Source organism: Arthrobacter sp. Edens01 (assembly GCF_001307035.1).
Taxonomy (GTDB): domain Bacteria; phylum Actinomycetota; class Actinomycetes; order Actinomycetales; family Micrococcaceae; genus Arthrobacter_B.
Genome location: NZ_LKIU01000005.1, coordinates 140,105 through 165,850 on the forward strand (window position 1 = coordinate 140,105; position 25,746 = coordinate 165,850).

A 25,746-nucleotide genomic window follows, 5' to 3' on the forward strand; every position below is an offset into this window, starting at 1 on the left:
CCCTTCGAGCACACCGCTAAACGGCGCCGGCCGGTGACAGGCGGCGCCGTCGCTCGGCGCTTAGAAACTGCCGCCCGCCGCTTAAAAGCCAGTGCCGTCCGGATCGGAATCCGGACGGCACCTGTTCGGCCAGCGCGGGGAAGCCCCGGGACAGTTACGCCGTATCGGCGAGTGTGCCCAGGTACAGCTGGATGACCTTGGGATCCTTCATCAGCTCACGCCCGGTCCCGGTGTACGCGTCCTTGCCCTGGTCCAGGACGTAGGCGCGGTCGCAGATCTGCAGGCAGCGGCGGGCGTTCTGCTCCACCATGATCACCGAGACACCCGCCCGGTTGATCTCATGGACGCGCAGGAAGGTCTCGTCCTGCTTCACGGGGGAGAGGCCTGCCGAAGGCTCATCCAGCAGCAGCACAGCCGGTTCCATCATCAGGGCCCGGCCCATGGCCACCATCTGGCGCTCACCGCCGGACAGGGAACCTGCGCGCTGGCTGCGGCGCTTCTTGAGCTCCGGAAAGAGGTCCGCCACGAACTCGAAGCGTTCCTTGAAGTGCTTTGGCTGCTGGTAGAGCCCCATCTGCAGGTTCTCTTCAATGGTGAGCGTGGAGAACACGTTGTTGTTCTGCGGAACGAATCCCACGCCACGGGTCACCAGCTTGTTGGCCTTCAGGCCGGTAAGGTCCTGGCCGCGCACCATGACGGTGCCGGAATGGACCTTGACCAGCCCGAACATGGCCTTGAGCAGCGTTGACTTGCCCGCGCCGTTGGGACCGATGATGCCGATCAGTTCGCCCCGGCGGGCCTCAATCGAACAGCCGTTGAGGATGTTCACGCCGGGGATGTAGCCGGCCACCAGATCGGTGACCTTGACGACCGAGTCGCCCTCAAAATTCTCAGCGGTCATGCCGTGTCCTTACGTTCTTCGATGATCACGGGGGCAAGGCTCTCGCCGCCCTGAATATCTGATTCCGGATCCTTCTCCAGAACCGCCTCGAGCTTCTCGAAGCCCTCGGAGTCGCCGAGATCGACGTCGTGGTGGGCACCAAGGTACGCATCGATCACCGCCTGGTCCTTCATCACCTCGCCCGGGGGACCTTCGGCCACAACCTTGCCCTCGGCCATCACGATCACCCAGTCGGCGATGTGCCGCACCATATGCATGTCGTGTTCCACGAACAGGACGGTCATGCCCTCGGCCTTCAGGTTCTTGATGTGGTCCAGCAGGGACTGGGTCAGCGCGGGGTTGACGCCAGCCATCGGTTCGTCGAGCATGACCAGCTTCGGATTGACCATCAGTGCCCGGGCCATTTCCAGGAGCTTGCGCTGGCCGCCGGAAAGCGACGCCGCGTAGTCACTGCGCTTGGTATCCAGCTTGAACTTGGCCAGAAGGGCATCGGCCTGTTCAGTAATTTCGTTTTCACGCTTCTTCCACAGCGGACGGAACAGTGCCCGCCGCAGCGCTTCACCCGGCTGCTCATTGGCACCCAGCCGCATGTTCTCCAGTACCGTCAGCTTGCCCATTACCTTGGTGAGCTGGAACGTCCGGACCATGCCCAGACGAGCCACCTTGTAGGCAGAAACGCCTGCCAGGTCACGGTCTTCGAACCTCCATTCTCCGGACTGCGGAGTATCGAAGCCCGTGAGGAGATTGAACAGCGTGGTCTTGCCGGCACCGTTCGGGCCGATGAGCGCTGTGATCTTGTTGCGCGGGATCTCCACATGCTCGACGTCGACGGCGTTGATTCCGCCGTAGGTGCGCGTCACATTGGAGGCGATCAGGATTGGATCCCGTTTCCTGCAGCCGGGAGCAGCCGTATCTGCTGCAATCGGCCGGTCGTCGGTCATGTACTTGTTCGCGGCCCAGCTCTCTTCGTGGCTGGAAGGAACGCTCTCAACAGCTGTTTCCGGTGCCGGTTCAGCAGCGTGGGCTCCGGGCCGGCGCCCCGGCTGCGGGCTTTGTGCTTGATGGCTCATGCGAATGACAGCTCCTTCTTATTGCCCAGCACGCCCTGCGGCCGGAAGATCATCAGCAGCATCAGTGCCACACCAACAAGGATGTAGCGCAGCTGCCCGGCCTGGGTAGTGTTCAGGAACGTGATGGCTCCGGATTCAATGGCCCCGTAGAGCAGGCCCTGGGTCAGGGAGAGAACTGCCCAGAAGATCATGGCGCCGATCACCGGGCCAAGCACAGTGGACATACCGCCCAGCAGCAGCGCCGTGTACAGGAAGAACGTCAGCTCGGTGCCGTAGTTGGCCGGCTGCACCGCTCCGCGGGGGAGGGTGAAGATGATGCCGGCCAGCGAACCAAGCATGCCGCCGATGATCAGTGCCTGCATCTTGTAGGCATAGACGTTCTTGCCGAGGGACCGCACCGCGTTCTCATCCTCGCGGATGCCCTTGACCACACGGCCCCAGGGGCTGCGGACCAGCAGCCAGATGACCACACAGGCCAGCGCGACGACGGTCCACGCGACCACGCGGATCCACAGGTCGCGTTCGTTAAGGCTAAACGGGCCCAGATTGTAGACCCCGGGTGCGAACGGGTTGAGCGAATAGAACCCGCCTTCGAAGGCAGCCAGGCCGTTTGCTGAACCGGTTACCTCGGTGAGGCCGTTGGTGGTGACGATGTACCGGACGATTTCCGCCGCGGCGATCGTGACGATTGCCAGGTAGTCCGCCCTGAGGCGGAGGGTTGGCAGCCCGAGAATCACAGCGAAGGCCACGGAGGCGAGCATTGCAATCAGCAGCGCCACCGGCAGCGGAGCGTTGAAGCTCAGCGTAGGTATGGCGAAGCCGTAGGCTCCGATCGCCATGAAGCCGGCCTGGCCGAAGTTCAACAGGCCGGTGTAGCCGAAGTGCACGGCGAGCCCGAGGGCTGCCAGTGCATAGGCCGCAGTAGTGGGTGTGAAGAATTCGTTGACTGCACCCAGCAGGATGTTTCCAAAGTCCATGTCGAGGCCCCTAACCTATGCGCTCTCGGCGGCCGAGGATACCCTGCGGCCGAACCAGGAGGACGAGAATCATGATGAGCAGCGCGCCGACGTACTTCAGGTCCGCCTCGAGCCAGAGCGTGGAGATTTCCACGAAGAGTCCCACAATGATTGAGCCGATCAAGGCACCGAAGACCGTGCCGAGTCCGCCCAGGGTCACGGAGGCGAAGATCAGCAGGAGAATCTGCTGGCCCATGTTGAAGGAGACACCCGGCCTGTAGTACGCCCACAGGATGCCGCCCAGGGCGGCCAGTGCGCCGCCAGCCATCCAGACAATGCGGATCACGCGGTCGACATCGATGCCCGAGGCCGCTGCCAGCGGCGGATTGTCCGCGACTGCGCGGGTGGCCTTGCCGATCCGGGTCCGCAGCAGGAGGGCAGCCACGATCAGGATGACGACCAGCGAAACTGCCAGGGATACCAGGTTGTTCCGCGAGATCGAGATAGGTCCCAGCTCCAGCATGGGACTCTGCGAGTTAGGGAGCTGCTGCGTTGCCCCGCCGAAGAAGAAGAGGATGGTGTAGCGGAGGGCAAGTGCCAGGCCGATGCTCACGATCATCATGGGGACCAGTCCGGTTCCACGCATCCGCAGCGGTTTCCAAAGCCCCGCGTCCTGCACATAGCCAAGGCCGGCGCCGCCGACCACCGCCAGTATCAGTGCCAGCCACAGGGGCAGGCCCAGCGAGGCGAAACCAAAGGCCAGCACGGCTCCGAAGGTGACCATCTCACCGTGGGCGAAGTTGGTCAGCCCCGTGGTGCCGAAGATCAGGGAAAGCCCGACGGCGCTGAGCGCCAGCAGCAGCCCGAAGCTCAGGCCTGCAACGGCACGTTCGATGAGCTTGGTGCCGAAGCTGTCCCCCTGGAGCACAATGCCTTCACCCAGGAGAAAGAGAGTGGTGATGTTCGAGGTTCCGGCGAAAGTCACGGTGCGCGGGTTCTGCTGGCCCTCGGCCAGGGCTACGCCTTCGGGCAGGGAGGACTCATCCAGCTCAACCTCATAAGCGCCCTGCTCGGGAACTCCGATGGACCAGGATCCGTTCTCGGCGGTTTCCGTTTCGGCTTCGTAGCCGTTGGCGCTCGCCTTGATTCTCACGCCCGAAACCGGGGAGCCGGCGTTCCGCAGGACGCCGCTGATTCGGTCCTGGTACTCCGCGCCGTCGGTCACTTCGCCCTCTCCTGCACTGCCGGAGTCCTGCGCTGTTGCTTCGGTACTGCTCTCCGGTGCCGGGGATTCCGACGCCGGGGGTGGAGCTGTCGTTGCATGCACGGCTGGGGCGGCAAGCAGCAGGCCGGCAAATATGCCAGCCACCGCCACGAGCATCCCCATATACCGGGCGAGTGCCGATATTCTTCCCAAAGTGAATTACCTCCGCCGGGGGTATATATGCGCCGGGTGTCGGCGCATTTTATATGTGACCTTGTGATGTCCGTCACGAATGGTGATCATGCTACCCGGCGTTTGTTTCGGTGGGGTGACACAATGTGCGAGGTTGTGTCGCGATCAGGTAACGACTCCGCCGGGTGCTTCATTATGGAAGTCCGGAGGCGGATTTGGGCCCCCTGGGTACCAAACCGTTACCAAACCCATGGGCCCGAGCGGAATCATCCGCCCCGCCCGAACGTTCCCATTGGTAGGCTGAACTTTAAACCAAGCCCCCCAAGACGGAGGACACTTTCATGGCACTAGGCGGCAACCCGGTTTTCAACGGAAAGAATTTCCGTTCCCAGACCCGCGGCGGAGCGCCCACCGTTCCTGCAGGCGGCCCCTTTGCGGGTCAGGATCCAATGAGCCCGCAGGATCTGCAGAACCTCTACTCAGCACCGGCGGCCGGCCCGCGCGAGACCGGACGGATGACGTATGACGACGTCATCATGAAGACCCTTGGCTGCCTGGCAGTTGTCCTCCTCGGTGCTGCGATCCCCGTGTTCGTGCTTCCCGGCGCGGCCGGCCTGCTCATGATCGTGGGCGCGCTCGGCGGCTTCGTCCTGGGCCTCGTCAACTCGTTCAAGCGCGAGCCGGTTCCGGCGCTCATCCTGGGATACGCGGTGCTCGAAGGCATGTTCCTCGGCGCACTGACCCAGATCCTGGATGCGCTGTACCCGGGCATCGGCCTGCAGGCCGTAGTGGGCACGCTCTCTGTGTTCGCCGTGACCCTGCTCCTGTTCAAGAGCGGCAAGGTACGTGCCACGCCGAAGGCGATGCGCTTCTTCATGATCGCCCTGATCGGCTACGCGGTCTTTTCCCTGGTGAACGTGGGCCTCATGCTCTTCGGTGTCGTTGACGATCCGTGGGGCGTGCGGGGCTTCCAAATCGCCGGTATCCCGCTGGGCGTCATCATTGGCCTCCTGGCAGTCGGCCTCGCGGCCTTCTCCCTGATCATGGACTTCACCTCCATCGAGCAGGGCGTCAAGGCCGGTGCGCCGCAGCGTTACTCCTGGACTGCAGCCTTCGGCCTGACCGTAACGCTGGTCTGGCTCTACGTGGAAATCATCCGTATCCTCGCCATCCTGCGCGGCGACGACTAGGGACAAAACGGCATGGGCCCCGGGCCCGTAGCCACAGGCGGGACCGCAGCTGCGAAGCTGCGGTCCCGCCGTTCTTTAAGCCGTGCCCCCTTATGCCATTCACGGACCACCCGTAGCATCGTGCTTTCACAGATCTAGGGGGAATTGTGACCGAGGTACATCCCGAGCCAGCTGCCGTCTTCCAGGACCTTTTACTGGGCGCGGAGGAACTGCAGCCGTATTTGTCCGAGCTGGCCGTAGTGGCGGTCACCCTCCTTGGCGCGAGCCAGGTGCTGGGCTGTTCGATCCTCATTGACCGTCCCAGGCGGACCCGTGCCGAGGCCCACAGTGATGCCCGCACTGCCCGAATGGCAAAGGCTGTCTTCGCCCCGGAGGGACCCGGTGCCGTTGGCCTCTCCGGCGGAGAATCCGTGGTGGTAACGGATGCCTGGAACGAGCGGCGCTGGCATGGTTTCCCGGGCGCCGCCGCAGCGGAAGGTATCCGGTCCCTTGCGTCCGTGCCGCTGAGCCTGGAGGGGACGGCACGCGGAGCGCTGTGCGCCTTCTCGCCAAGGCCGCATCTGTTCCAGCCCCGGGTACTGCGGCTGGTGGAGCGGACAGCGGCGGAAGCGTCCCGCACGCTGCGCCTGGCCCTTCGGATAGACAACCACATGAACCGGGCACACAACCTGCAGGCGGCACTTGAATCCCGGACAGTGGTGGACATAGCGGTGGGGATCATCATGGCGCAGAACAGCTGCAGCCAGGAGGCGGCCGTAGAGATCCTCCGCAGTGTCTCCAACACGCGGAACATCAAGATCCGGACGGTCGCAGCCGGAGTGGTAGCCGCGGTCAGCGACCGGGTCAGTACACACTTCGAGGAATGACAGCGGCGGCCGCCCAGCCGGAGGCATCCCGGGTCTACGCTTAGAGGATGACTTCTGGGACCAAGGACGCGGCCATGCCGGCAACCGGGCGGCAATACCGCCTCTCACGTGGGAACTCTTCCGCCGTCATCGCTTCGCTGGGTGGAGCCCTGCGCAGCTACACGGTGGGCGGGACCGAACTCGTTGAGACCTACCCTGACAGCAGTATCCCGCCGTCGGCTTCGGGCATTCTGCTGGCACCGTGGGCAAACCGGATTGCCGGCGGGCAGTGGACCCTGGACGGCACCAAACAGCAGCTCGATATCACCGAGCCCCAGCTAGGCAATGCCATCCACGGGCTGCTGAGGAACACCGGGTATACCGCGCGGGAAAGCTCTGCGGCCTCGGTAACCCTGGCAGCGGAGATTTTTCCGCAGCACGGCTATCCCTTCCACCTTGTGCACGAGGTCCGTTACAGCCTGGACAATGACGGCGGACTGCGGGTGCGCCAGGAACTGGCCAACCTCTCCGCCCGAAGGGCACCCTTCGCGCTCGGAGCACACCCGTTCCTTCGCCTCGGCGAGGTGCCCAGCGAGGACCTGGTCCTCCGGGTCGACGCCGCGGAGAAGCTGACTACGGATGGGGCAATGATTCCGAACGGACGCGTGCCCGCTGAAGGCGCTGACGACCTGAGTTCCGGGAAACGGGTGGGCGGACTGGACCTGGATGCAGCCTTTACCGGCCTCACTGTGCGGGACGGTGCCTACCGGCACGTCCTCACGGCGGCAGACGGCCGCAGCGTGCAGCTTTGGGCGGAGCCCGGCTTCGAATATGTGCACGTCTTCGTCACTGACAAGTTCCCCGGCCGGAGCTGTGCCGTGGCCCTTGAACCCATGACCGCGCCGGCGGACTGCTTCAATTCAGGGGAAGGGCTTCGCTGGCTCGAACCGGGCGGGAAGTTCGGCGCCGAATGGGGCATCCTCGCGGACCTCTAATGTCCTTGGCCGGCAGGTTACCGAGCGGCGTAAAGGTCAGGGAACGACCAGCAGAATATGGAAAGATGAGGCCATGAGACCACATGCCCGTAAGGTCGCCGCGCCCAAAGCGATGCAGGCAGCTGCGGTACGATCCAGCCGGGCCGGCGATGACGTTCCCTATGCCCTGAGGGTGAGCGCCTCCTGGGCCTGGCGGCTGGGAATCGTCCTGGTGGTCGGCGGCGGACTGGTGTGGCTGCTGGGACACTTCTCCCTGCTGATCATTCCGCTGATGGTCGCTGCCCTGCTGGCCGGGCTGCTCGCTCCGGTCAGCTCCTGGCTCCGCCGGAACAAGGTGCCGTCCGGACTGGCCGTCGCCGTCACAATCGTCTCTTTCCTCGGCCTGATTGTCGCTGCACTGACCCTGGTCGGCAGACAGCTTGCACTGGGCTTCCGCGACCTGTGGGACGAGGTCATCAGCGGCTTCGACCAGGTCCAGGGCTGGCTGGCTGACGGCCCGCTCCGGGTGACCTCCACCCAGATCGACAGCCTCCTCAACGAAGCCACCTCCGCGCTTCAGAACAATTCCGCCAGCATCCTCTCCGGCGCAGTCAGCGTTGGCACCAGCGCCGGGCATTTCGCCGCGGGCGTCCTGCTGGCACTGTTCGCCCTGGTCTTTTTCCTGCTCGATGGGCGCAGGATCTGGCGCTTCACCGTAGGGCTGATGCCCCAGCGTGCCCGGGCCGCAGCCTTTGGCGCCGGCATCCGCGGCTGGGAGTCCATGACCAACTACGTCCGGGTGCAGCTGGTGGTGGCCTTCATCGACGCCGTCGGTATCGGCGGCGGCGCTGCGATCATCGGTGTGCCGCTGGCCCTGCCGCTCTCCGTCCTGGTGTTCCTGGGCTCCTTCATTCCGCTCATTGGCGCCTTTGTCACGGGCGGGATCGCGGTGCTGCTGGCGCTTGTCGCCAACGGCTGGATCAACGCCGTCGTCATGCTCGGAATCGTCCTGGCGGTCCAGCAGATCGAATCCCACATTCTCCAGCCCCTCATCATGGGCAAGGCCGTCTCCCTGCATCCACTCGCGGTGATCCTGGGCGTCACCGGCGGCACCCTGGTGGCAGGTATTGCCGGGGCACTGTTCGCTGTTCCGCTGATGGCAATCCTGAACGCGACCGTCCGGTATATAGCCGGAAGGAAATGGGAACAGGACCCGATGCTCAGCCGGGACAGCGAGTTCGGTCCGCCGGGCGCCCCGCCGCCGGACCCGGATGACGGGGACGATGCCGAAGACCTTGAAACCATCCGTACGGGCGCAGGCCCGGACGGCGACACCGACACCACAGAAGAGAACCTACGTTGACCGATCTGCCCCACCTGCCAGTAACCCTTGACGACATCCAGGCAGCTGCGAAGCTGCTGGACGGGGTAATTGCACACACTCCCATTGAGCAGTCCAGGGCACTGGGCCGGCTCACCGGGTCCAACGTCTACCTCAAGTGCGAGAACCTGCAGCGGGCCGGTTCCTTCAAGGTCCGGGGCGCCTACGTGCGGATGGCCAAACTGAGCGAGGAGCAGAAGGCCCGCGGCGTAGTGGCGGCTTCGGCTGGAAACCATGCCCAGGGCGTGGCCGTCGCGGCTGCCCGGCTGGGAATCAAGGCCCGGATCTTCATGCCCCTGGGTGTGGCACTGCCCAAGCTGGCCGCCACCCAGGGCCACGGCGCGGAAGTGGTTCTCCACGGCCACAACGTGGATGAGGCCCTGGCGGAGGCGCAGCGCTTCGCGGATGAAACCGGTGCCGTCTTTGTCCACCCCTTTGACAATGTGGACATCGTCGCCGGGCAGGGAACGCTTGGCCTGGAACTGCTGGACCAGATCCCGGAGCTGGACACCGTGCTGATGGGCGTGGGCGGGGGAGGCCTGCTCGCCGGCGTCGCCGTCGCCATCAAGGAACGTGCCAGGGAGCTGGGCCGGGAAGTGCGCATCATTGGCGTCCAGGCCGAGAACGCCGCAGCCTACCCGCCCTCCCTTGCTGCTGACGCCCTGGTGCCGCTGAGCAAGGTCTCCACGATTGCTGACGGCATTGCCGTCGGCCGGCCGGGCCAGCTGCCGTTCTCCATCATCAAGGAACTGGTGGACGACGTTGTCACGGTCAGCGAAGACTCGCTGGCACGGGCACTGATTTTCCTGCTGGAACGGGCCAAGCTTGTGGTCGAACCCGCCGGTGCGGTGGGCGTGGCGGCACTGCTGGACGGGAAAATCGAGAACCCGGGCAACACTGCAGTGATCCTCTCGGGCGGAAACATCGACCCGATGCTTATGCTGAAGGTAATCCAGCGCGGCCTCGCAGCCGCAGGGCGCTACCTGGTAGTGCGGATGCTGCTGGATGACCGTCCGGGCTCGCTGGCCACGATTTCGCGGATCATCGCCGAATCGGATGCCAACGTCACCGGGGTGGACCACACCAGGGTTGGAGGATCGATCAGCATGGGAGATGTTGCCATCACCATCAACATGGAGACCAAGGGGCACGATCACTGTGAAAAGGTGCTGCAGAACCTCCGTGCCGAAGGCTTCCACCCCGTAGTCCTGCACGGATAAGCCATGAGGCAGCGGGCAAAGAGCGCACTGGTTGTTGCGGCCGGCTTCACCGCCTGCCTGTGGATCATCTACTTCCTGACCCTGCCGTTCCAGGCCACGCTGCTTCCCGGCCTGGGCATTATTCCGCGCCAGCTGCAGGGACTGGACGGAATTGCGTTTGCCCCGCTCCTGCACGCCGGAACCGGCCACCTGATCAGCAACTCGCTGCCGCTGCTGGCGTTCGCATTCCTGGTGCTGCTCGAAGGCCTGCGGCGGTTCGCCGCTGTGCTGGCGATCTGCTGGCTTGCCTCCGGCATCGGCGTGTGGATTTTTGGCGGGGGACTGACCATCGGCGTATCCGGCGTCGTGTTTGGGCTGTTCGCCTACCTGATGGTCCGCGGCTTCTACAACCGGGACCTGATGCAGATCCTTCTGGGCGGCGTGCTGTTCCTGATCTACGGCTCCCTGCTCTGGGGCGTCCTGCCCACCGCAGCGGGCGTGTCCTGGCAGTCCCACCTGTTCGGCGCCGCCGGCGGAGTGGCCGCAGCGATCCTGCTGCGCCGCCGCGGAAACGGCCCGGAAAACAGGAGCGGGCCCGCCATCAGGCGGACCCGCTCCTAAACCACACTTATGGCTGGTTACCCGGCGTACGGGGTGGCTGAAACGATCTCAACGGAGATGCTCTTGCCGTTCGGAGCCGTGTACGAGGTGGATTCACCTGCACGCAGACCGGAGATGGCCGAGCCCAGGGGCGACTTTTCGCTGTAGACGTCAATGTCGCTGTCCCCGGCGATTTCGCGGCTTCCCAGCAGGAACCGCTCCAGGTCGCCGGCAATCCTGGCTTCCACGAGCATTCCCGGTTCGACGACTCCGTCATCAGCGGGAGCTTCGCCGACGTGCGCGTTTTCGAGCAGCTGCGTCAGCTGGCGGATACGGGCCTCAGCCTTGCCCTGTTCCTCCTTGGCCGCGTGGTAGCCGCCGTTCTCCTTCAGGTCGCCTTCGGACCGTGCCTGCTCGATTCGTGCAACGATCTCGCTCCGGCCGGGGCCGGAAAGGTGTTCCAGCTCCGCCTTCAGGCGGTCGTAAGACTCTTGCGTGAGCCAGGCGACAGATGCGCTGTTGGTAGACACGGGTCTCTCCTTATGTGACATCCGAATTCATGAACACAGATTCGGCTTGGCTGAAATTGCCTGGGGCCGGATGGCCTGACAAGCAAAGACCCCGCCGGACGGTGACCGGTTGGCTCGGATTTTGATCCGGTGATCACCTGGGCGGGGCGTAACGTAGCCTCCATACTAATCAGGGACCGGCACAAACCCAAGACGCGCGGCAGGGTTTCTCTGCAAGCGTTTAGCGCAGCTAGGCAGGATCAGGACTCCGGCTCAACGATCCAGCACGCGTTGACACCGCCGGTGACCCCAAGAGAGTCGGTCCGGACCGTGGTGCTCAAGGACACGGTTTGGGTCTCCGCCGGAGGAATCCGGACGGTCTTCCAACCCACCACTGCATAGCTTTCGTTCAGGACCTGAACAGCGCAGTCAACGGTGGTGTCAACAGGTTTGGTGACATTAAAATCGACGACGGCGGTAGTCGCATCCGGGATGGTGAACCCGACGTCCTTCGAAGTCAGGGTCCCTGTTCCGGACGGGACGGCCATGTACACCACTGCACCGACCGCTGCGGCTCCGGCGAGGGACCCAAGGATGATCTTGGCGCGGCGGCTGAGGCCTGGCTTGGGGGCACCGTAGCGATTGGCTAATCTTGTCGTGGATGACAAACCGTCCGCGGGGCGCTCGGGAGCCGGTGTGCCGGCAGTATTCTCCTCAGTGCTCACCGTTTCATTTTATCGAACATTCTCGTCGGCGCTTTCCGCCGGCTGTCAGGAGTAACCGCGTTGTCCACCGAAACGAGTTCCGTGCCCGGCGAACTGCGCCTGCTGGCCGTTCATGCCCACCCCGACGACGAGGCCAGCAAGGGTGCTGCGACCATGGCGAAGTATGCCGCTGAGGGAGTCCGCGTGATGGTAGCCACCTGCACCGGAGGGGAACGCGGCGACGTGCTCAACCCTGCGGCCGCAGGCATTCCCGCAGCCAAGCGGGACCTGGCAGGCCTGCGCCGGACTGAAATGGCAGCATCCCAGGCCGCCCTGGGCATCGAGCACCGCTGGCTGGGGTTCATGGACTCCGGCCTGCCCGAAGGTGACCCGCTGCCGGACCTTCCAGCCGGCTGCTTCGCCCTGCGTCCCCTCGAGACGGCCGCAGCTCCGCTTGTGAAGCTGGTACGTGAATTCCGCCCGCACGTGATCATCAGCTATGACGAAAACGGCGGCTATCCCCACCCGGACCACATCATGGCGCACAAGGTCGCTGTGGAGGCGTTCCACAGTGCCGGCGACGCCGAAAAGTACCCCGGCACCGGGGACCCCTGGGAGCCGCTGAAGCTCTACTATGACCGCGGATTCAATCCGGAACGCTTCCGCGCCCTGCACGAGGCGTTGATTGAGGCCGGGCTGGAATCGCCCTACGCCGAGCGGCTGGCAGCCTGGCTTGAAGCGGACACCGAAGGCCACCAGCCTCCCGCACCGGTGCACCCCACCACCACACAGGTGGACTGCGGCGGGTACTTCCCGGTGCGCGACGCCGCGCTGAAGGCCCACCGCACGCAGGTGGATCCTGAAGGTTTCTTCTTTGCGGTCAGCACGGACATGCAGAGCCAGGTCTGGCCGTGGGAAGACTATTCGCTGATTGAATCCCGCGTACCGGCGCAGGTACCTGAAACCGACCTCTTCGCTGGCATACGATAGAGGGTAGATCCGGCGCCTGAGTGCGCCGCCTTCTGCCAAGAGAGAGAAACTTTGTGAACCTGCTGTACAGCCTGCCCCTGACTGTCACCTCACCCATCGAGGGGGACCTGAAGCCCGGCCTCGAGGAAGGTGACATCACCCCTGGCCTGCTGGGCTTCCTGGCAACCCTGTTCCTGGCGCTGTGCGTGGTCTTCCTGATCCGTGACATGGTGAAGCGGATCCGCCGGGTCCGTTACCGTTCCCGCATGGCGGGAGAGTTCGACGGCGAGGGCACTGGCATTCCGATCCGGCGCGACGGAGACGAAGCAGCCGACGAAGCCACCGAAGATGCAGCGCTTGACGCTGCCGAAACCGAGGCGGCTCCCGACCCGGCGCCCAGGCCCTCCGGCACCAACCCGGCGGGATAAGACATGGCGGAGCGCTTGAAGGACCAGGCCTCCGCTTACCTGCGCCAGCATGCCGGAAATCCGGTTGACTGGTGGCCCTTTGGCGACGAGGCATTCGACGAAGCCCGCCGCCGGGATGTTCCCGTTTTTGTTTCGGTGGGCTATGCGGCCTGCCACTGGTGCCATGTCATGGCACATGAGTCCTTTGAGGACCCGGAAACCGCGCAGATCCTCAACCGGGACTTTGTCAGCATCAAAGTGGACCGCGAGGAGCGGCCCGACGTCGACTCCGCCTATATGGCGGCAACACAGGCGCTGACCGGCCAGGGCGGGTGGCCCATGAGCGTCTTCACCCTTCCCGACGGCCGGCCGTACTTTGCCGGCACCTATTTCCCGCCCCGGCAGCTGCAGGGAACACCGTCCTTCCGCCAGGTGCTGGAGGCGGTAGCGTCCGCATGGCGGGACCGGCGCAGCGAGGTAGAACAAAGCGCCGCCCAGATAGCGGCCCACCTCGCCTCGAACCAGGTCGCCAACCGGAACCTGCTCGGGGACCTCTCCGCGGTGCATCCGGCACCCGGTGCAGGGAGCGGCGCCGCGGAAGCACTCGAGGCTGCCGTCACGGCCCTTGCCGCGGCCGAGGACACCGAGTACGGGGGGTTTGGCGGTGCCCCGAAGTTCCCGCCGTCCCCGCTGCTGAGGTTCCTGCTCGCCCACGCCCGCAGCGGTGCGCCCACTGCGGAAACAGCAGCAGCGCTGGCCAGGCGCACGCTCACCGTGATGGCCCTGGGCGGACTGTATGACCAGGTTGGCGGAGGGTTCGCCCGTTACACGGTGGACAGGCGCTGGCAGGTGCCGCACTTCGAAAAGATGCTCTACGACAACGTCCAGCTCCTGCGCGTCTACGCACACTTTTCCCGGCAGGAAGCCGACGGCGACCTGCAGGCACTGGCACTGCGGGTCACGAGGGAAACCGCCCGGTGGATGGCCGATGAGCTGGGCGTGCCCGGCGGCGCCTTCGCGTCCTCACTGGACGCCGACACGATGGTGGACGGGCACCGTGTAGAAGGGGCAACCTACGTCTTTACCCGGGCAGAGCTCAGCGACATTCTGGGCGCAGGTTCGCCGGCGCTGGATCTGCTTGATGTTGATGCCGACGACGGTGCCTCCCACCGTCTGACGGGCAGCACCCTGCGGCTCAAATCCGTTCCGGACGAAGCCCAGGCCGCGGTCTGGGAAGCCGCGAGAAGCCGTCTGGCAGCTGTCCGTTCCCACCGGCCGCAACCGGAACGGGACGGGAAAGTGGTTGCCGGCTGGAACGGGCTGGCCGTCGCTGCGCTGGCCGACGCGGCGCTTGCCCTGGCCGACGCCGGAATGCCCGAGGACTGGATGCTCCCTGCCGCAGAGGCTGCCGCAGGCTACCTCATGGATGTGCACTGGGACGGGCGGATCCTCCGCCGGGTCTCCAACGAAGGCGCAGCACAGGGTATCGAGGGACTGCTGGAGGACTATGCCGGGGCAGCGGAGGGGCTCTTCGCGCTGTACGCGGCAACCGGCGATCCACGCTGGCACCGGGACGCACAGCAGCTCACAGCCACCGCCGTCGAACGTTTCCTGGGCCCGGACGGGCTCTCGGACACCGCGCTCGAACCGGAACAGATCAGGCAGGCCCAGGGCGGGCAGTCAGCTGCCAACCCCCTGGACGACGCGGTGCCCAGCGGCACGGCGCTCTTTGCCGGCGTGCTGCTGACTTCAGCGTCCTACGGCGGCCCTGGGCGGCACCGGGAACTGGCTGAGGCCCTGGTGGCGCACGTCCAGCGTGCGGCTCCCGCTATTCCCCAGGCCGTTGGCTGGGCCATGTCCGTCCAGCAGTCCATCCTGGACGGGCCGCGGGAACTCGCCGTCACGGGAACGGACCCGGGGGCTGTGGCCCGCCTGCTGGCCGCCGCCCGCGGGGCCGGGGGGCCAGGACTGGTTATCGCCCATGGCCCGGCCGGCGGTGTTCCGCTGCTTGAGGGCCGTGAGACGGACGAACCTGCTCTTGCCTACGTATGCCGCGGGATGGTGTGCCGCCGCCCGGTGGCAACAGCGGACGAGCTGCGTGCCGAACTGGCGGCAGGCCAGGCGGACTAAGCCGGGACGGACAGTACGGCCAGCATGATGGCGATGAAGTGGCAGGTGAAGCCGGCCAGCGTGAAGGCATGGAAGATCTCATGGAAGCCAAACCAGTCCACTGACGGATTCGGACGCTTCATCGCGTAGATGACGGCGCCGGCAATGTAGGCGACGCCGCCGGCGATCACCAGGACCGCTGCAGGCATGTTCACGGACCAGAACTCCGGGATATAGAAAACAGCCGCGCAGCCCAGGGCGATGTAGACGGGGGTATACAGCCAGCGGGGCGCGTGCAGCCAAAGCAGGCGGAACGCGATTCCTGCCAGGGCACCGCTCCAGATAATGACCAGCAGCACAATCGCCCTGTCCCGGGGCAGCAGCGACCAGGCCAGGGGAGTGTAGGAACCGGCGATGACCAGCATGATGTTGGTGTGGTCCAGCCGCTTCAGGACTGTCTTGACCCTGGGGCTCCAGTTGCCGCGGTGGTACACCGCTGAGACGCCAAACAGGAGGATTCCGGTGAGGGCGTACACGGCGGAGGCGATCCGGGTGCCGGTGGTTGGGGCCAGGACCACCAGGACTATACCGGCGGCCAGGGCCAGCGGTGCAGCTCCGGCATGGAGCCAGCCGCGCAGGCGGGGCTTGATGTCCAGGATGTCGGCCGCGGTCTCCACAGCGGATTCCAGCGGCCCCGGCTGCTGGCGGGATTCAGGGTCCCGCTGTGCCGGTACTCGGGAAGAATTCATGCTGCAATCCTAACTTACGACCCGGTAAGTTACCCGCGGGTAAGCGCGGCTCGGTGAACGATCTGCACGGGAGCTGCGCTGCTGCGCGGTAGCCTTGTGGTGAGAAGTTCCAGCGTTCCGCGGAACCCCGTTTCCATTAAAGGCAGGTGAGTCACCCGTGCGGTTTCCCGGTGTGGTTTACGCCTATTACGAACGCCGGCTGCGGCGCAGCCTGGTGAACGACCGGATCCCCGAGCACATCGGTGTGATGGTGGACGGCAACCGCCGCTGGGCCAAGCTGGCAGGGGCACCGACCTCGGACGGACACCAGGCCGGGGCCGACAAAATCCTGGAGTTCCTGGGCTGGTGCGAGGAACTGGGTGTCCGCGTAGTGACGCTCTACATGCTGTCCACGGACAACCTCAACCGGGACCCCGATGAGCTTGAGCCCCTCCTGGGGATCATCGCCAACACACTCGACCGCCTGGGCGAAAAGGGGGACCTGCAGGTCCAGCCGGTCGGTGCCCTGGACATCCTTCCGCCGGAACTCTCCGGACAGCTTGCACGCCTGGGTGAGGCAACGGCGTCGGCAACGGGACTGCATGTAAACGTGGCCATTGGCTACGGAGGCCGCCGGGAGATTGTCGATGCGGTGAAGGAACTCCTGCGCGATGCCCACGCCCAGGGCAAGGCGATAGAGGAAATCACCAGCGAACTCTGCGATGCCCAGATCTCCGAGTACCTCTACACCCGGGGCCAGCCGGATCCGGAACTGGTGATTCGAACGTCCGGAGAGCAGCGGCTGTCCGGCTTCCTCATGTGGCAGAGCGCCTACAGCGAGTTCTATTTCTGCGAGGCCCTGTGGCCCGACTTCCGCCGGGTCGACTTCCTGCGGGCCCTGCGGGACTACGCCAGCCGCCAGCGCCGGTTCGGATCCTAGCCGGCTCGAAGTCCCATGCTGACGCACACCCGCTCGGAAATTGCCCTGGCCTCCGGCCTGGCCTGGACGGCCGGCTATGTGGACGCAGTTGGTTTCCTTCACCTGGGCGGGTACTTCGTTTCCTTCATGACGGGCAATTCAACGCGGGCAGGGGCCTCGGTTGCCGACGCTTCGCTGAGCGGCTTCCTGCAGGCCTTTGGACTGATTGCGGCTTTCTTCATCGGCGTCGTTGCGGCATCCACACTGCGCCGCACCCTTTCCCGGCACCGGCGCCCAGCCATCTGCCTCCTGTCCGGCGCGGTTTTGGGCGCTGCCTGGGCCAGCACGGCTGTGCCGGGCGCCGAAGGAGTCCTGGCACCGGCGCTGGCGGCTTCCATGGGGCTGCTCAATGCCGTCTTCGAACGCGGCGGCGAGGTTTCAATCGGCATTACGTACATGACCGGGACCCTGGTCAAACTCGGCCAGAAAGTCACGGCAGCGCTGTTCGGTGAGCGGGGTAACGGCTGGCACCGGTACCTCCTGCTGTGGTGTGCCCTGACCCTTGGCTCACTCTGTGGAGGTGCCGGCTATCTGCTGCTGGGCCTGGCCGCACTTGGGCCGGCCATCGTCGCGCTGCTGTCCGCGGCCGCCGCCTCATGGGGGCACCCGGGCCATGTGAACGGCTGAAGGGCACACCGCCGTCGAACGGGCCCGTAAATAGTGTGTGAACAATCCAAACACCGTCGTGTCCCTGTGTCCTGCAACGCAGGCTCGGGCGTAGCTTGTACGTATCGATCAGCCCCATGCTGATGGAACCGGAGGCCGGATGCTCACACACTGTGTGCTCGCAGGGAGGCCGCAGTCCGGCACCCCGCGCCGGACTGCGGACAACCACACTTCTAGCTATTCGGGGCCTTCGGTCCCTGACTGGAGTTCTAAGTGGCCGTAACCAAGAAATCCGTGCCAGCACATACCGGTACCTCCGGGAAACCTCAGGGGTTCGTGCTGGACACTTCCGTCCTGCTCTCCGATCCGAAGGCAATCCTGCGCTTCGCCGAACATGAAGTGATCCTGCCGCTGGTGGTCATCAGCGAACTCGAAAGCAAGCGCAGTGACCCGGAGCTGGGCTACTTCGCCAGGGCGGCCCTGCGCCTGCTCGACGACCTGAGGGTCCAGCACGGCGGTCTGGATAAGCCGGTGCCGATCGGCGATGCCGGCGGGACACTGCGGGTGGAGCTGAACCATGTTTCGCTCGAGGTGCTGCCGCTGGGCATCCGGGGATCCGAGAATGACAACCGTATCCTCGCAGTGGCCCGGAACCTCGCCGACGAAGGCCGGACCATCACCGTGGTGTCCAAGGATTTGCCCCTGCGTGTGAAGGCCGCTGCAGTGGGGCTGACCGCCGATGAATACCGCAACGAGCTGGTCCGGGACACGGGCTGGACCGGGATGGTGGAGCTGGAGGTGGGCGACGCCGACGTCAGTTCCCTGTACGACCACCAGCCCGTGTTCGTTCCTGAAGCGGCCGAACTGCCGGTCAACACCGGGCTGGTGCTGCTGGCCGGACGCTCCTCGGCGCTCGGACGCCTGGGTGCGGACAAACAGGTCCGGCTGGTGCGCGGGGACCGGGATGTCTTTGGGCTGCACGGACGCTCGGCCGAACAGCGGCTGGCAATCGACATGCTGATGGACCCGGAGGTCGGGATTGTCTCGCTCGGCGGACGCGCCGGGACAGGTAAATCCGCCCTGGCCCTGTGCGCCGGACTCGAGGCCGTCCTGGAGCGCAGGGAGCACCGGAAGGTGGTGGTCTTCCGGCCGCTCTACGCCGTCGGCGGCCAGGAGCTGGGCTACCTTCCCGGCAGCGAAGCGGACAAGATGGGGCCGTGGGGCCAGGCAGTGTTCGACACGCTGGAGGCGCTGGTTTCCAAGGAAGTCGTGGAGGAAGTCCTGGACCGCGGGATGCTCGAGGTGCTGCCGCTGACCCACATCAGGGGACGGTCACTGCATGATTCATTCGTCATTGTGGATGAAGCGCAGTCGCTTGAAAAGAACGTGCTTCTTACGGTCCTCTCCCGGATCGGGCAGAACTCCAAGGTTGTCCTGACGCACGACGTCGCGCAGCGGGACAACCTGCGGGTGGGCAGGCATGACGGGATTGCTGCCGTTGTGGAGACGCTTAAGGGCCATCCGCTCTTCGGCCACATGACGCTCACACGCTCCGAACGCTCCCCAATCGCCGCGCTGGTAACGGATCTCCTGGAAGAGGGCGCGATCGGCTAGTTCGTCCACAGGCACCGTGCCCTGCGGTACGCCGGGACAACCCGTGGCGTACCGTAGGGCGCATGTGGGGGATCGTGGGGGAGTACTGGGACCAATCCCGTCTGGCCGCGTGGCTGGTGCTGGTGGCACTTGGCTACTTTGCCGTGCTGGCCTGGAAACTGGCGCGGACGGACATCCAAAGCAGGCGGCTGCCGGACCGCCTGGTGCTGCCTGCCTATCCTGCCGCCGCGGTGCTGCTGGGATCCGCGGCCCTGGTAGGCGGCGACGCCGGGCGCCTGGCCGGTATGGCGGGCGGCGGATTCCTGCTGCTCGCCGGTTACTTCCTGCTGCGGGTCCTGTCGCCGTCCGGGCTGGGGCTGGGAGACGTCAAGCTTGCCGGTGTGCTGGGCCTTTATCTCGGTTTTGCGGGGTGGAGCCATGTGCTGGCAGGTGCAGCGGCGGGGTTCGTGCTGGGTGGCCTGTGGGGGCTGGGGCTGGTCCTGACCGGGAAGGGGACCGGCAAGACCCGTATCCCCTTTGGCCCGTTTATGCTCGCAGGAACGGCCCTGGCGCTCGCGGTCCCTGGCCTAGAGTAGTGCCATGCCCACACCAGACTTCATCCTTTCCCTGCGCGAAAAAGTGGGCCACGACCTGCTGTGGCTTCCCGGGGTTGCCGCCGTCGTCTTCAATCCGGCAGGCGAAGTGCTGCTGGGCCGCCGCGCGGACAACGGCCGCTGGACCATCATCACGGGCATTCTTGAACCGGGAGAAGAGCCCGGTCCCGGCCTGCTGCGGGAGGTCGAAGAGGAGACCGGTGTGCGGGCGAAGCTCGAGCACCTCATCCACGTGGGCACCACTGACCCGATCATGTTTCCCAACCAGGACCGCTGCCAGTTCCTGAACCTGGCGTTCCGGTGCGCCTGGGTTTCCGGTACCGCGCGGGTGAACGACGACGAGTCCTCCGAGGTGGGCTGGTTCGCACTGGACGGGCTTCCGGAGCTGAACGCCCGGCACCGGATGCTCATCGAGCTGGCCCGCACGTCCACCGGTGTGCCGGTTTTCGAGGTCTAGGGTCTTCGACGCCTGGATAAGGCAGGAGGGTGCACCACCTGCCGGCGGTGCACCCTCCTGCCGGGCGTTCCTTAGCCCGGGCGCCTGTTGGAGCCCCTGTTAGGGCCGCTGGTCAGGCATGGGGTCCTCGTCAGAGGCCACGGCACCGGGGCGGGCTGCATCCGCCTCACCGGCACCGGGTCCGCCTTCCACGGACGATCCCTGCTGCCCGGCCAGGCGCTCGGCTTCGAGGCGATTTGCCTCCTCGCCGCCGATGGCCTCACCGCGTGCCACCATGCCGGCAACGTCGGAGAGCGGAATCTCCTTGAGGAAGAAGGCGAGGATCAGGGCCAGTGCAAGGAACGGCACCAGGTACCAGAAGACAGGTGCCAGTGACTCGGCGTAGGCGTTGACGATTCCGTCGCGGACGGGCTCGGGCAGGGCTGCCATCGCGGCGGGCTGCAGTGTGGCAGTCGCTTCACCGGCGGCAGCGGCATCGAACCCGGCACCTTCGAAGACACCCATGAGGTTCTCGGAGAGGCGGGTGGTGAACATGGCTCCGAAGATGGCCACACCCAGTGAGGCGCCGACTTCGCGGAAGTAGTTGTTGGATGAGGTTGCCGTACCAATCTGGTCCACCGGCACGGAGTTCTGCACCACCAGGACAACCACCTGCATGATCAGGCCAAGGCCGGCACCGAAGACGAAGAGCTGGGAGCAGATCACCCAGACCGGAGTCTCTGCGGTGAGGGCGGTCATCCAGAGCAGCGCAGCGAGGACCAGGATGCCGCCGGAGATCGGGTACTTCTTGTACCTGCCGGTCTTGGTGATGGCCAGTCCGGACCAGATGGACGTGCCCATCATGCCCACCATCATGGGCAGCATCAGCAGGCCGGATTCGGCCGCGGAGGTGCCGGTGGACATCTGCAGGAAGGTGGGCAGGAAGGCCAGGGCAGCGAACATGCCCATGCCGAGGGTGAAGCCGATTGCGGTGCTGTTCACGAAGATGGGGTTCCTGAACAGGCTCAGCGGAATGATCGGGTCTTCGGCCCGGCGCTCGGCCAGCACGAAGGCGAAGGCAGCTGTCAGCAGGCCTGCCCCGAACGCCAGCGTCAGCGGGTCGGTCCAGCCGCGGTCGGCGTCTCCGCCAAAGTCGGTGAAGAAGATCAGGCAGGTGGTGGCGATGGAGAGCAGGACGACGCCGGGAAGGTCGATCCGCTTTTCTGCTTTCTTGGTGGGCAGGGTCAGGGTGAAGAACGCGATCAGGAAGGCCGCAATGCCGATGGGGATGTTGATGTAGAACGCCCACTGCCAGGTCATGTGGTCCACGAAGAAGCCGCCCAGCAGCGGACCGGCCACAGCGGAGAGGCCGAAGATGCCGCCCAGCGGGCCCATGTACTTGCCGCGTTCATTGGCCGGAACAATGTCCGCGATGATCGCCTGGGAGAGGATCATCAGGCCGCCGCCGCCCAGGCCCTGAATGGCGCGGAAGAGCACGAACATCCAGAAGTCGGTGGCAAAGGCACAGCCGACCGATGCGAGGGTAAACAGTGCAATGGCAAAGAGGAAGAGGTTGCGCCGGCCCAGCACGTCACCGAATTTGCCGTAGATCGGCATCACGATGGTCGTGGCAAGCAGGTAGGCGGTGGTGATCCAGGTCTGGTGCTCTACGCCGCCGAGTTCACCGACGATGGTCGGCATGGCCGTCGAGACGATGGTTTGGTCCAGGCTGGAGAGGAGCATGCCCGCAATGAGGGCGGAGAAAATGATCCAGATGCGTTTCTGGGTCAGCAGCAGCGGTCCGGAGGAGCGCGCGGCGGTGGTGGTCATGACTGGTCCTTGCTGGAAGTGACGGGAGAGAAGGAAGAGAACGCGGCACGGGCTGACTCGACGGCGGAGGTGAGCACCGCCCGGTAGCTGAGCTTGTTCTCCGGATCGAAGAACTCCGGTCCGGCCCGCTGGATGAGTGCGGAAAAGACGGTGGCGACTGCAGTGACCTGGGGATCGCCGGGATCAAGGTGCTCGCGCCGGGCAATAAGCCCGCGCAGGCGCTCGTCCGCTTCCCGCGTGCCCTGCATAAGTTTCAGGACGAGCCGCGGTTCGGTGGACAGTGCGTCCTTGAGCTGGGCAAGCTCTGCCCGGGAAACGGCCATCGACTCCATGTAGGCCACGGAGAGGTCCACCAGGTCCTGGAGCAGGGTTGGTGTAAGTCCGTGATCCGCGGACCCCGCGGCGACAAACGGACCGGTAAGTTCCTCTGGCAGGGTGGCGGGGGCACCAAGTACGGCGTCTTCCTTGGCCGGGAAATAGTTGAAAAAGGTGCGGCGGGAAATGCCCACCTGGTCGCACAGTTCCTCCACCGTGAAGCCTGCCAGCCCGTGTTCGGCGGTGAGGGCCCGTGCTGCGCTGGTGATGGCACTGTGGGTGGCAGCCCGTTTGCGCTCCCGGAGCCCGCCGTCAAAAGCTGCACTATTCTTCACGAAGTAAACTTTTGCACGCTGCGGAGCTTAGTGCAAACAGGTCATCGATGCCGTAAAAACTGGCAGCAAAAAGGGGCCGCCGGCAACCCGGCGGCCCCTCATTGAATCCGAAAGACTAAGCCTGCGGGGGCTTGGTCATGGAGAGGACGTCCAGAGCGGCGTCGAGCTGTTCCTCGGTGACCTCGCCGCGCTCGACGAAACCGAGTTCGACGACGGCCTGGCGGATGGTCTTGCCTTCCTTGACCGCGAACTTGGCGATCTTGGCGGCGTTCTCGTAGCCGATGTACTTGTTCAGCGGAGTAACGATCGAAGGGGAGGCCTCGGCGAGGTAGCGGGCACGCTCCACGTTGGCTTCGATGCCGTCGATCATCTTGTCCGCCATGATCACGGAGGAGTTGGCCAGCAGGCGGATGGACTCGAGCAGGTTCGAGGCGATGACGGGGATGCCGACATTCAGCTCGAAGTAGCCGAACGTACCGGCCCAGGCGATGGCGGCGTCGTTGCCCACAACCTGTGCGGCAACCTGCATAACGGCCTCGGAGATGACCGGGTTGACCTTGCCCGGCATGATCGAGGAGCCCGGCTGCAGGTCGGGGATGGCAATTTCGCCCAGGCCGGTGTTGGGGCCGGAGCCCATCCAGCGCAGGTCGTTGGCGATCTTGGAGAAGGACACTGCAATGGTGCGCAGCATGCCGGAGACCTCAACGAGGGCGTCGCGGTTGGCCTGGGATTCGAAGTGGTCCCGGGCTTCGGTCAGCGGCAGGCCGGTGTCGGCAGCGAGCAGTTCGATCACACGCTGCGGGAAGCCGGCCGGGGTGTTGATGCCGGTGCCGACGGCGGTGCCGCCCAGGGGAACCTCGGCAACGCGGGGCAGGGAGGCCTGGATGCGCTCGATGCCGTAGCGGACCTGTGCGGCGTAGCCGCCGAATTCCTGGCCCAGGGTCACCGGGGTGGCGTCCATGAGGTGCGTGCGGCCGGACTTGACGACGTCCTTGAACTCTTCGGCCTTGCGCTCCAGGGAGGCAGCCAGGTGCTCCAGTGCCGGGATCAGGTTGTTGATCAGGGCGGAGGTGGCGGCAACATGCACGGAGGTCGGGAAGACGTCGTTCGAGGACTGCGAGGCGTTGACGTGGTCGTTCGGGTGAACAGAGGTCTCGCTGCCGGCAGCCTTCAGGGCACGGGTGGCGAGCTCCGCCAGGACCTCGTTGGTGTTCATGTTCGAGGACGTGCCGGAACCGGTCTGGAACACGTCGATCGGGAACTGGCCGTTGTGCTTGCCTGCTGCCACTTCGTCAGCAGCAGCAGCGATCGCCTTGGCGCGCTCGTCGTCGAGCACTCCCAGTTCTGCGTTGGCGGTTGCGGCAGCCTTCTTGATGCGGGCCAGGGCTTCGATGTGCGCGTCATCCAGCGGCTTGCCGGAGATCGGGAAGTTCTCGACGGCGCGCTGGGTCTGGGCGCGGTAAAGGGCGTTTACCGGGACGCGGACCTCACCCATCGTGTCATGTTCAATGCGGTATTCAGCGGAGTTGGAAGTCATGGCTACCAGCCTAGTCGGCGCGCCCGCCGGCGCTGAAACGCGTGTCGGATTGGGGCGGGCAGCCTGGCCCTGCTATCCGGCTGCGAGGTCCGGAGCGCCGGCTTCCAGCTGGCCGATGCTGGACACCAGGTCCGCCCGGCCTTCAGCCAGCCGGTAGGAGAGCCCGACGACGGCGGTCGACCCGGAAGCGACGGCGTCGGAAATCAGGCGCGAACTTTCCACCAGGCGCTCAGCTGTCTGCCGCGTGTGCTCCACAACCATGTCGTTGACATCCTCGAGGCCGTTCCGGCGCGCAGCGAGGACGGACGGGGTAATCCGCTCAACCAGGTTGCGCACGTAGCCCGACGGCATTGAACCGGTGTCCACCGTGTGCTTGGCGGCCGTCACCGCACCGCAGCTGTCATGGCCCAGGATTACGATCAGCGGAACGCCCAGGACGCCGACGCTGTACTCGAGCGAGCCCAGGACGGCGTCGTCGGTGACCTGCCCGGCGGTGCGGACCACAAAAACGTCGCCCAGCCCAAGGTCGAAGATGATTTCAGCGGCCAGCCGGGAGTCCGAGCAGCCAAATATGACCGCGAAGGGATTCTGCTCGTTGACCAGGGAACTGCGGCGCGGGGCATCCTGGTTTGGATGCCGTGAAGCGCCGGAGACAAAACGCTCGTTTCCTTCTCGGAGCCGCTGCCATGCTTCGGCCGGCGTCAGGGGAGCAGTAAGGGGGCTGTTCAATTCGGTCACTGTTCAAGAATACGGCGCATTGGGAGCCGAACCGTTCCTGCACTGCTTGTGTTACCGCCGGAGTTCCACCCGCGGCGGGAGTCCCTGCTACTGCTGCTGGGTATTGATGTCGGCCAGCACTGCTTCGGCCAGTTCGTCCACAGTTGCCAGGTCCGCTTCGGAACTGAGGATCACGGTCATGCCGTTGACCTCGGTGACTAGGTGGCCTTCTCCGTTGGCGCTGTCCCGCAGCTGCCAGGTGGCACCGCCTGCGGTGCGCTCACCTGCCACCAGTGAATCCTTGGTGGTCTGGGAGATCCATGTGGGGTTGGCTGTATTGGTCTGGGTCAGCCGGATGAACTGGGTGTCCGGAGTGAGATATCCCACTTCCCAGGTCGGGACTCCGGTGTTGACGCCGGAATCCCAGCGGGCGTAATTGGCGGTCCAGCCCTCGGGCAGATCCGGAGCCAGCGGCGGGTACCCGGCGTCGTCGGCTGCTTCCGAGGCAATTGCCTGGACATCCACGTTGCGCGGCTGCATCTTCTGGTACGGGTTCAGCAGCACCGGCACCAGTACGATCGCCAGCGTGATTCCGGTGGCGATAAGCATTCCAATGACCGTCGCGTTGGCGCGCTTGGCCTGCTTTGCGGTCAGGGTAGGGGTAACGGGCTCTTCGGGCTGCTGCTGCTCACTCACTCTTCCATGATCGCCTATCCGGGGCGGCAAGTCCTATTCGCGCACAACGGGACACCGGCGGCGCATGGGGCCCTGTGAATTCCAAATTGCCCGGTGCCAGCAGTGGCGCCGGCCACTTGGCGACTATGATCAGATCAAGGAACAGCAGGC

The 25,746-nt window shown here is 65.2% G+C and carries 26 protein-coding genes; 14 read left to right on the plus strand and 12 right to left on the minus strand.

The window, feature by feature from the left end; genetic code table 11:
• Positions 1-154 precede the first annotated feature (154 nt).
• The 4 genes from AO716_RS06905 to AO716_RS06920 form a co-directional block, all read right to left on the minus strand.
• Positions 155-901, minus strand: coding sequence for an ABC transporter ATP-binding protein (locus AO716_RS06905; protein ID WP_055240227.1), 747 nt, complete (start codon positions 899-901; stop codon positions 155-157).
• On the minus strand, positions 898-1,842 hold the full coding sequence (locus tag AO716_RS06910; protein WP_055241947.1) for an ABC transporter ATP-binding protein: 945 nt from the start codon (positions 1,840-1,842) through the stop codon (positions 898-900). The genes AO716_RS06905 and AO716_RS06910 overlap by 4 nt, the downstream gene beginning before the upstream one ends.
• A 125-nt stretch (positions 1,843-1,967) precedes the next feature.
• Complete coding sequence (locus tag AO716_RS06915; RefSeq protein WP_055240228.1) at positions 1,968-2,948, minus strand: branched-chain amino acid ABC transporter permease; 981 nt, start codon at positions 2,946-2,948, stop codon at positions 1,968-1,970.
• A 10-nt stretch (positions 2,949-2,958) separates the two neighbouring features.
• On the minus strand, positions 2,959-4,314 hold the full coding sequence (locus AO716_RS06920; protein ID WP_055240229.1) for a branched-chain amino acid ABC transporter permease: 1,356 nt from the start codon (positions 4,312-4,314) through the stop codon (positions 2,959-2,961).
• Between the two features lie 350 nt (positions 4,315-4,664).
• Between AO716_RS06920 and AO716_RS06925 the strand changes: the two genes are divergently transcribed.
• The 6 genes from AO716_RS06925 (at position 4,665) to AO716_RS06950 (ending at position 10,533) form a co-directional block, all read left to right on the plus strand.
• Complete coding sequence (locus AO716_RS06925) at positions 4,665-5,513, plus strand: Bax inhibitor-1/YccA family membrane protein (RefSeq protein WP_055240230.1); 849 nt, start codon at positions 4,665-4,667, stop codon at positions 5,511-5,513.
• A 146-nt stretch (positions 5,514-5,659) separates the two neighbouring features.
• The gene (locus AO716_RS06930; protein WP_055240231.1) at positions 5,660-6,379 is read left to right on the plus strand and encodes a GAF and ANTAR domain-containing protein; all 720 of its coding nucleotides are present in this window, start codon (positions 5,660-5,662) and stop codon (positions 6,377-6,379) included.
• Positions 6,380-6,426: 47 nt separating this feature from the next.
• Entirely contained in the window at positions 6,427-7,353 is a 927-nt protein-coding gene (locus tag AO716_RS06935) for an aldose 1-epimerase family protein (protein WP_055240232.1), read from the plus strand.
• Between the two features lie 73 nt (positions 7,354-7,426).
• Positions 7,427-8,695, plus strand: a complete 1,269-nt coding sequence (locus tag AO716_RS06940) for an AI-2E family transporter (protein WP_082413397.1) — start codon at positions 7,427-7,429, stop codon at positions 8,693-8,695.
• Positions 8,692-9,933, plus strand: a complete 1,242-nt coding sequence (ilvA, locus tag AO716_RS06945) for a threonine ammonia-lyase (protein ID WP_055240234.1) — start codon at positions 8,692-8,694, stop codon at positions 9,931-9,933. The genes AO716_RS06940 and ilvA overlap by 4 nt, the downstream gene beginning before the upstream one ends.
• Before the next feature lie 3 nt (positions 9,934-9,936).
• Positions 9,937-10,533, plus strand: a complete 597-nt coding sequence (locus AO716_RS06950; RefSeq protein WP_055240235.1) for a rhomboid family intramembrane serine protease — start codon at positions 9,937-9,939, stop codon at positions 10,531-10,533.
• Between the two features lie 17 nt (positions 10,534-10,550).
• Here the strand turns inward: AO716_RS06950 and greA are convergent, their stop codons facing one another.
• Positions 10,551-11,042, minus strand: a complete 492-nt coding sequence (gene greA / locus AO716_RS06955; protein WP_235472025.1) for a transcription elongation factor GreA — start codon at positions 11,040-11,042, stop codon at positions 10,551-10,553.
• Between the two features lie 239 nt (positions 11,043-11,281).
• Positions 11,282-11,746: a DUF4307 domain-containing protein gene (locus AO716_RS06960; protein ID WP_235472026.1), complete on the minus strand. Its 465-nt coding sequence runs from the start codon at positions 11,744-11,746 to the stop codon at positions 11,282-11,284.
• Between the two features lie 60 nt (positions 11,747-11,806).
• Between AO716_RS06960 and mca the strand changes: the two genes are divergently transcribed.
• Genes mca through AO716_RS06975 form a run of 3 tightly spaced genes read left to right on the plus strand, consistent with a single transcriptional unit; the run spans position 11,807 to position 15,231 of the window.
• On the plus strand, positions 11,807-12,715 hold the full coding sequence (gene mca, locus AO716_RS06965; protein ID WP_055240238.1) for a mycothiol conjugate amidase Mca: 909 nt from the start codon (positions 11,807-11,809) through the stop codon (positions 12,713-12,715).
• A gap of 53 nt (positions 12,716-12,768) precedes the next feature.
• On the plus strand, positions 12,769-13,122 hold the full coding sequence (locus AO716_RS06970) for a hypothetical protein (protein ID WP_055240239.1): 354 nt from the start codon (positions 12,769-12,771) through the stop codon (positions 13,120-13,122).
• 3 nt (positions 13,123-13,125) lie between these two features.
• Positions 13,126-15,231 carry a thioredoxin domain-containing protein gene (locus AO716_RS06975; protein ID WP_055240240.1) on the plus strand — a complete coding sequence of 702 codons (2,106 nt, stop codon included), beginning with the start codon at positions 13,126-13,128 and terminating at the stop codon, positions 15,229-15,231.
• On the opposite strand, the gene trhA is transcribed toward AO716_RS06975, so the two are convergent.
• Positions 15,228-15,959 carry a PAQR family membrane homeostasis protein TrhA gene (trhA, locus tag AO716_RS06980; protein ID WP_082413398.1) on the minus strand — a complete coding sequence of 244 codons (732 nt, stop codon included), beginning with the start codon at positions 15,957-15,959 and terminating at the stop codon, positions 15,228-15,230. The genes AO716_RS06975 and trhA overlap by 4 nt on opposite strands.
• Positions 15,960-16,116: 157 nt before the next feature.
• Between trhA and AO716_RS06985 the strand changes: the two genes are divergently transcribed.
• The 5 genes from AO716_RS06985 to AO716_RS07005 all read left to right on the plus strand — a co-directional run bounded on the left by AO716_RS06985 (position 16,117) and on the right by AO716_RS07005 (position 20,187).
• Positions 16,117-16,878: an isoprenyl transferase gene (locus tag AO716_RS06985; RefSeq protein WP_055240241.1), complete on the plus strand. Its 762-nt coding sequence runs from the start codon at positions 16,117-16,119 to the stop codon at positions 16,876-16,878.
• A gap of 15 nt (positions 16,879-16,893) precedes the next feature.
• Positions 16,894-17,544, plus strand: a complete 651-nt coding sequence (locus AO716_RS06990) for a YoaK family protein (protein WP_055240242.1) — start codon at positions 16,894-16,896, stop codon at positions 17,542-17,544.
• Positions 17,545-17,796: 252 nt separating this feature from the next.
• Positions 17,797-19,137 (plus strand): PhoH family protein, encoded by a 1,341-nt coding sequence (locus AO716_RS06995; RefSeq protein WP_082413399.1) that lies wholly within the window; start codon positions 17,797-17,799, stop codon positions 19,135-19,137.
• A 62-nt stretch (positions 19,138-19,199) separates the two neighbouring features.
• Positions 19,200-19,712, plus strand: a complete 513-nt coding sequence (locus AO716_RS07000) for an A24 family peptidase (RefSeq protein ID WP_055240243.1) — start codon at positions 19,200-19,202, stop codon at positions 19,710-19,712.
• 4 nt (positions 19,713-19,716) lie between these two features.
• Entirely contained in the window at positions 19,717-20,187 is a 471-nt protein-coding gene (locus tag AO716_RS07005; RefSeq protein WP_055240244.1) for an NUDIX hydrolase, read from the plus strand.
• Positions 20,188-20,286: 99 nt separating this feature from the next.
• Here the strand turns inward: AO716_RS07005 and AO716_RS07010 are convergent, their stop codons facing one another.
• The 5 genes from AO716_RS07010 to AO716_RS07030 form a co-directional block, all read right to left on the minus strand.
• Positions 20,287-21,996 (minus strand): MDR family MFS transporter, encoded by a 1,710-nt coding sequence (locus AO716_RS07010; protein ID WP_055240245.1) that lies wholly within the window; start codon positions 21,994-21,996, stop codon positions 20,287-20,289.
• Complete coding sequence (locus AO716_RS07015) at positions 21,993-22,646, minus strand: TetR/AcrR family transcriptional regulator (protein WP_055240246.1); 654 nt, start codon at positions 22,644-22,646, stop codon at positions 21,993-21,995. Before AO716_RS07015 ends, AO716_RS07010 begins: the two co-directional genes overlap by 4 nt.
• 115 nt (positions 22,647-22,761) lie before the next feature.
• Positions 22,762-24,183 (minus strand): class II fumarate hydratase, encoded by a 1,422-nt coding sequence (locus AO716_RS07020; RefSeq protein WP_055240247.1) that lies wholly within the window; start codon positions 24,181-24,183, stop codon positions 22,762-22,764.
• Between the two features lie 72 nt (positions 24,184-24,255).
• Positions 24,256-24,912 (minus strand): carbonic anhydrase, encoded by a 657-nt coding sequence (locus AO716_RS07025; protein WP_055241953.1) that lies wholly within the window; start codon positions 24,910-24,912, stop codon positions 24,256-24,258.
• A gap of 96 nt (positions 24,913-25,008) precedes the next feature.
• Positions 25,009-25,596, minus strand: a complete 588-nt coding sequence (locus tag AO716_RS07030; RefSeq protein ID WP_055240248.1) for a DUF4245 domain-containing protein — start codon at positions 25,594-25,596, stop codon at positions 25,009-25,011.
• Positions 25,597-25,746: the final 150 nt, after the last annotated feature.

What these genes read in the sequence shown, in the direction of transcription:
- AO716_RS06940 (WP_082413397.1), top strand. Translation starts at nt 7,427, where the DNA reads ATGAGACCACATGCCCGTAAGGTCGCCGCGCCCAAAGCGATGCAGGCA.
- AO716_RS07010 (WP_055240245.1), bottom strand. Translation starts at nt 21,996, where the DNA reads ATGACCACCACCGCCGCGCGCTCCTCCGGACCGCTGCTGCTGACCCAG.
- AO716_RS07020 (WP_055240247.1), bottom strand. Translation starts at nt 24,183, where the DNA reads ATGACTTCCAACTCCGCTGAATACCGCATTGAACATGACACGATGGGT.
- AO716_RS07005 (WP_055240244.1), top strand. Translation starts at nt 19,717, where the DNA reads ATGCCCACACCAGACTTCATCCTTTCCCTGCGCGAAAAAGTGGGCCAC.
- AO716_RS06935 (WP_055240232.1), top strand. Translation starts at nt 6,427, where the DNA reads ATGACTTCTGGGACCAAGGACGCGGCCATGCCGGCAACCGGGCGGCAA.
- AO716_RS07000 (WP_055240243.1), top strand. Translation starts at nt 19,200, where the DNA reads ATGTGGGGGATCGTGGGGGAGTACTGGGACCAATCCCGTCTGGCCGCG.
- AO716_RS06990 (WP_055240242.1), top strand. Translation starts at nt 16,894, where the DNA reads ATGCTGACGCACACCCGCTCGGAAATTGCCCTGGCCTCCGGCCTGGCC.
- AO716_RS06920 (WP_055240229.1), bottom strand. Translation starts at nt 4,314, where the DNA reads ATGGGGATGCTCGTGGCGGTGGCTGGCATATTTGCCGGCCTGCTGCTT.
- AO716_RS06910 (WP_055241947.1), bottom strand. Translation starts at nt 1,842, where the DNA reads ATGACCGACGACCGGCCGATTGCAGCAGATACGGCTGCTCCCGGCTGC.
- AO716_RS06915 (WP_055240228.1), bottom strand. Translation starts at nt 2,948, where the DNA reads ATGGACTTTGGAAACATCCTGCTGGGTGCAGTCAACGAATTCTTCACA.
- AO716_RS06975 (WP_055240240.1), top strand. Translation starts at nt 13,126, where the DNA reads ATGGCGGAGCGCTTGAAGGACCAGGCCTCCGCTTACCTGCGCCAGCAT.
- AO716_RS06925 (WP_055240230.1), top strand. Translation starts at nt 4,665, where the DNA reads ATGGCACTAGGCGGCAACCCGGTTTTCAACGGAAAGAATTTCCGTTCC.
- AO716_RS06950 (WP_055240235.1), top strand. Translation starts at nt 9,937, where the DNA reads ATGAGGCAGCGGGCAAAGAGCGCACTGGTTGTTGCGGCCGGCTTCACC.
- AO716_RS06905 (WP_055240227.1), bottom strand. Translation starts at nt 901, where the DNA reads ATGACCGCTGAGAATTTTGAGGGCGACTCGGTCGTCAAGGTCACCGAT.
- trhA (WP_082413398.1), bottom strand. Translation starts at nt 15,959, where the DNA reads ATGAATTCTTCCCGAGTACCGGCACAGCGGGACCCTGAATCCCGCCAG.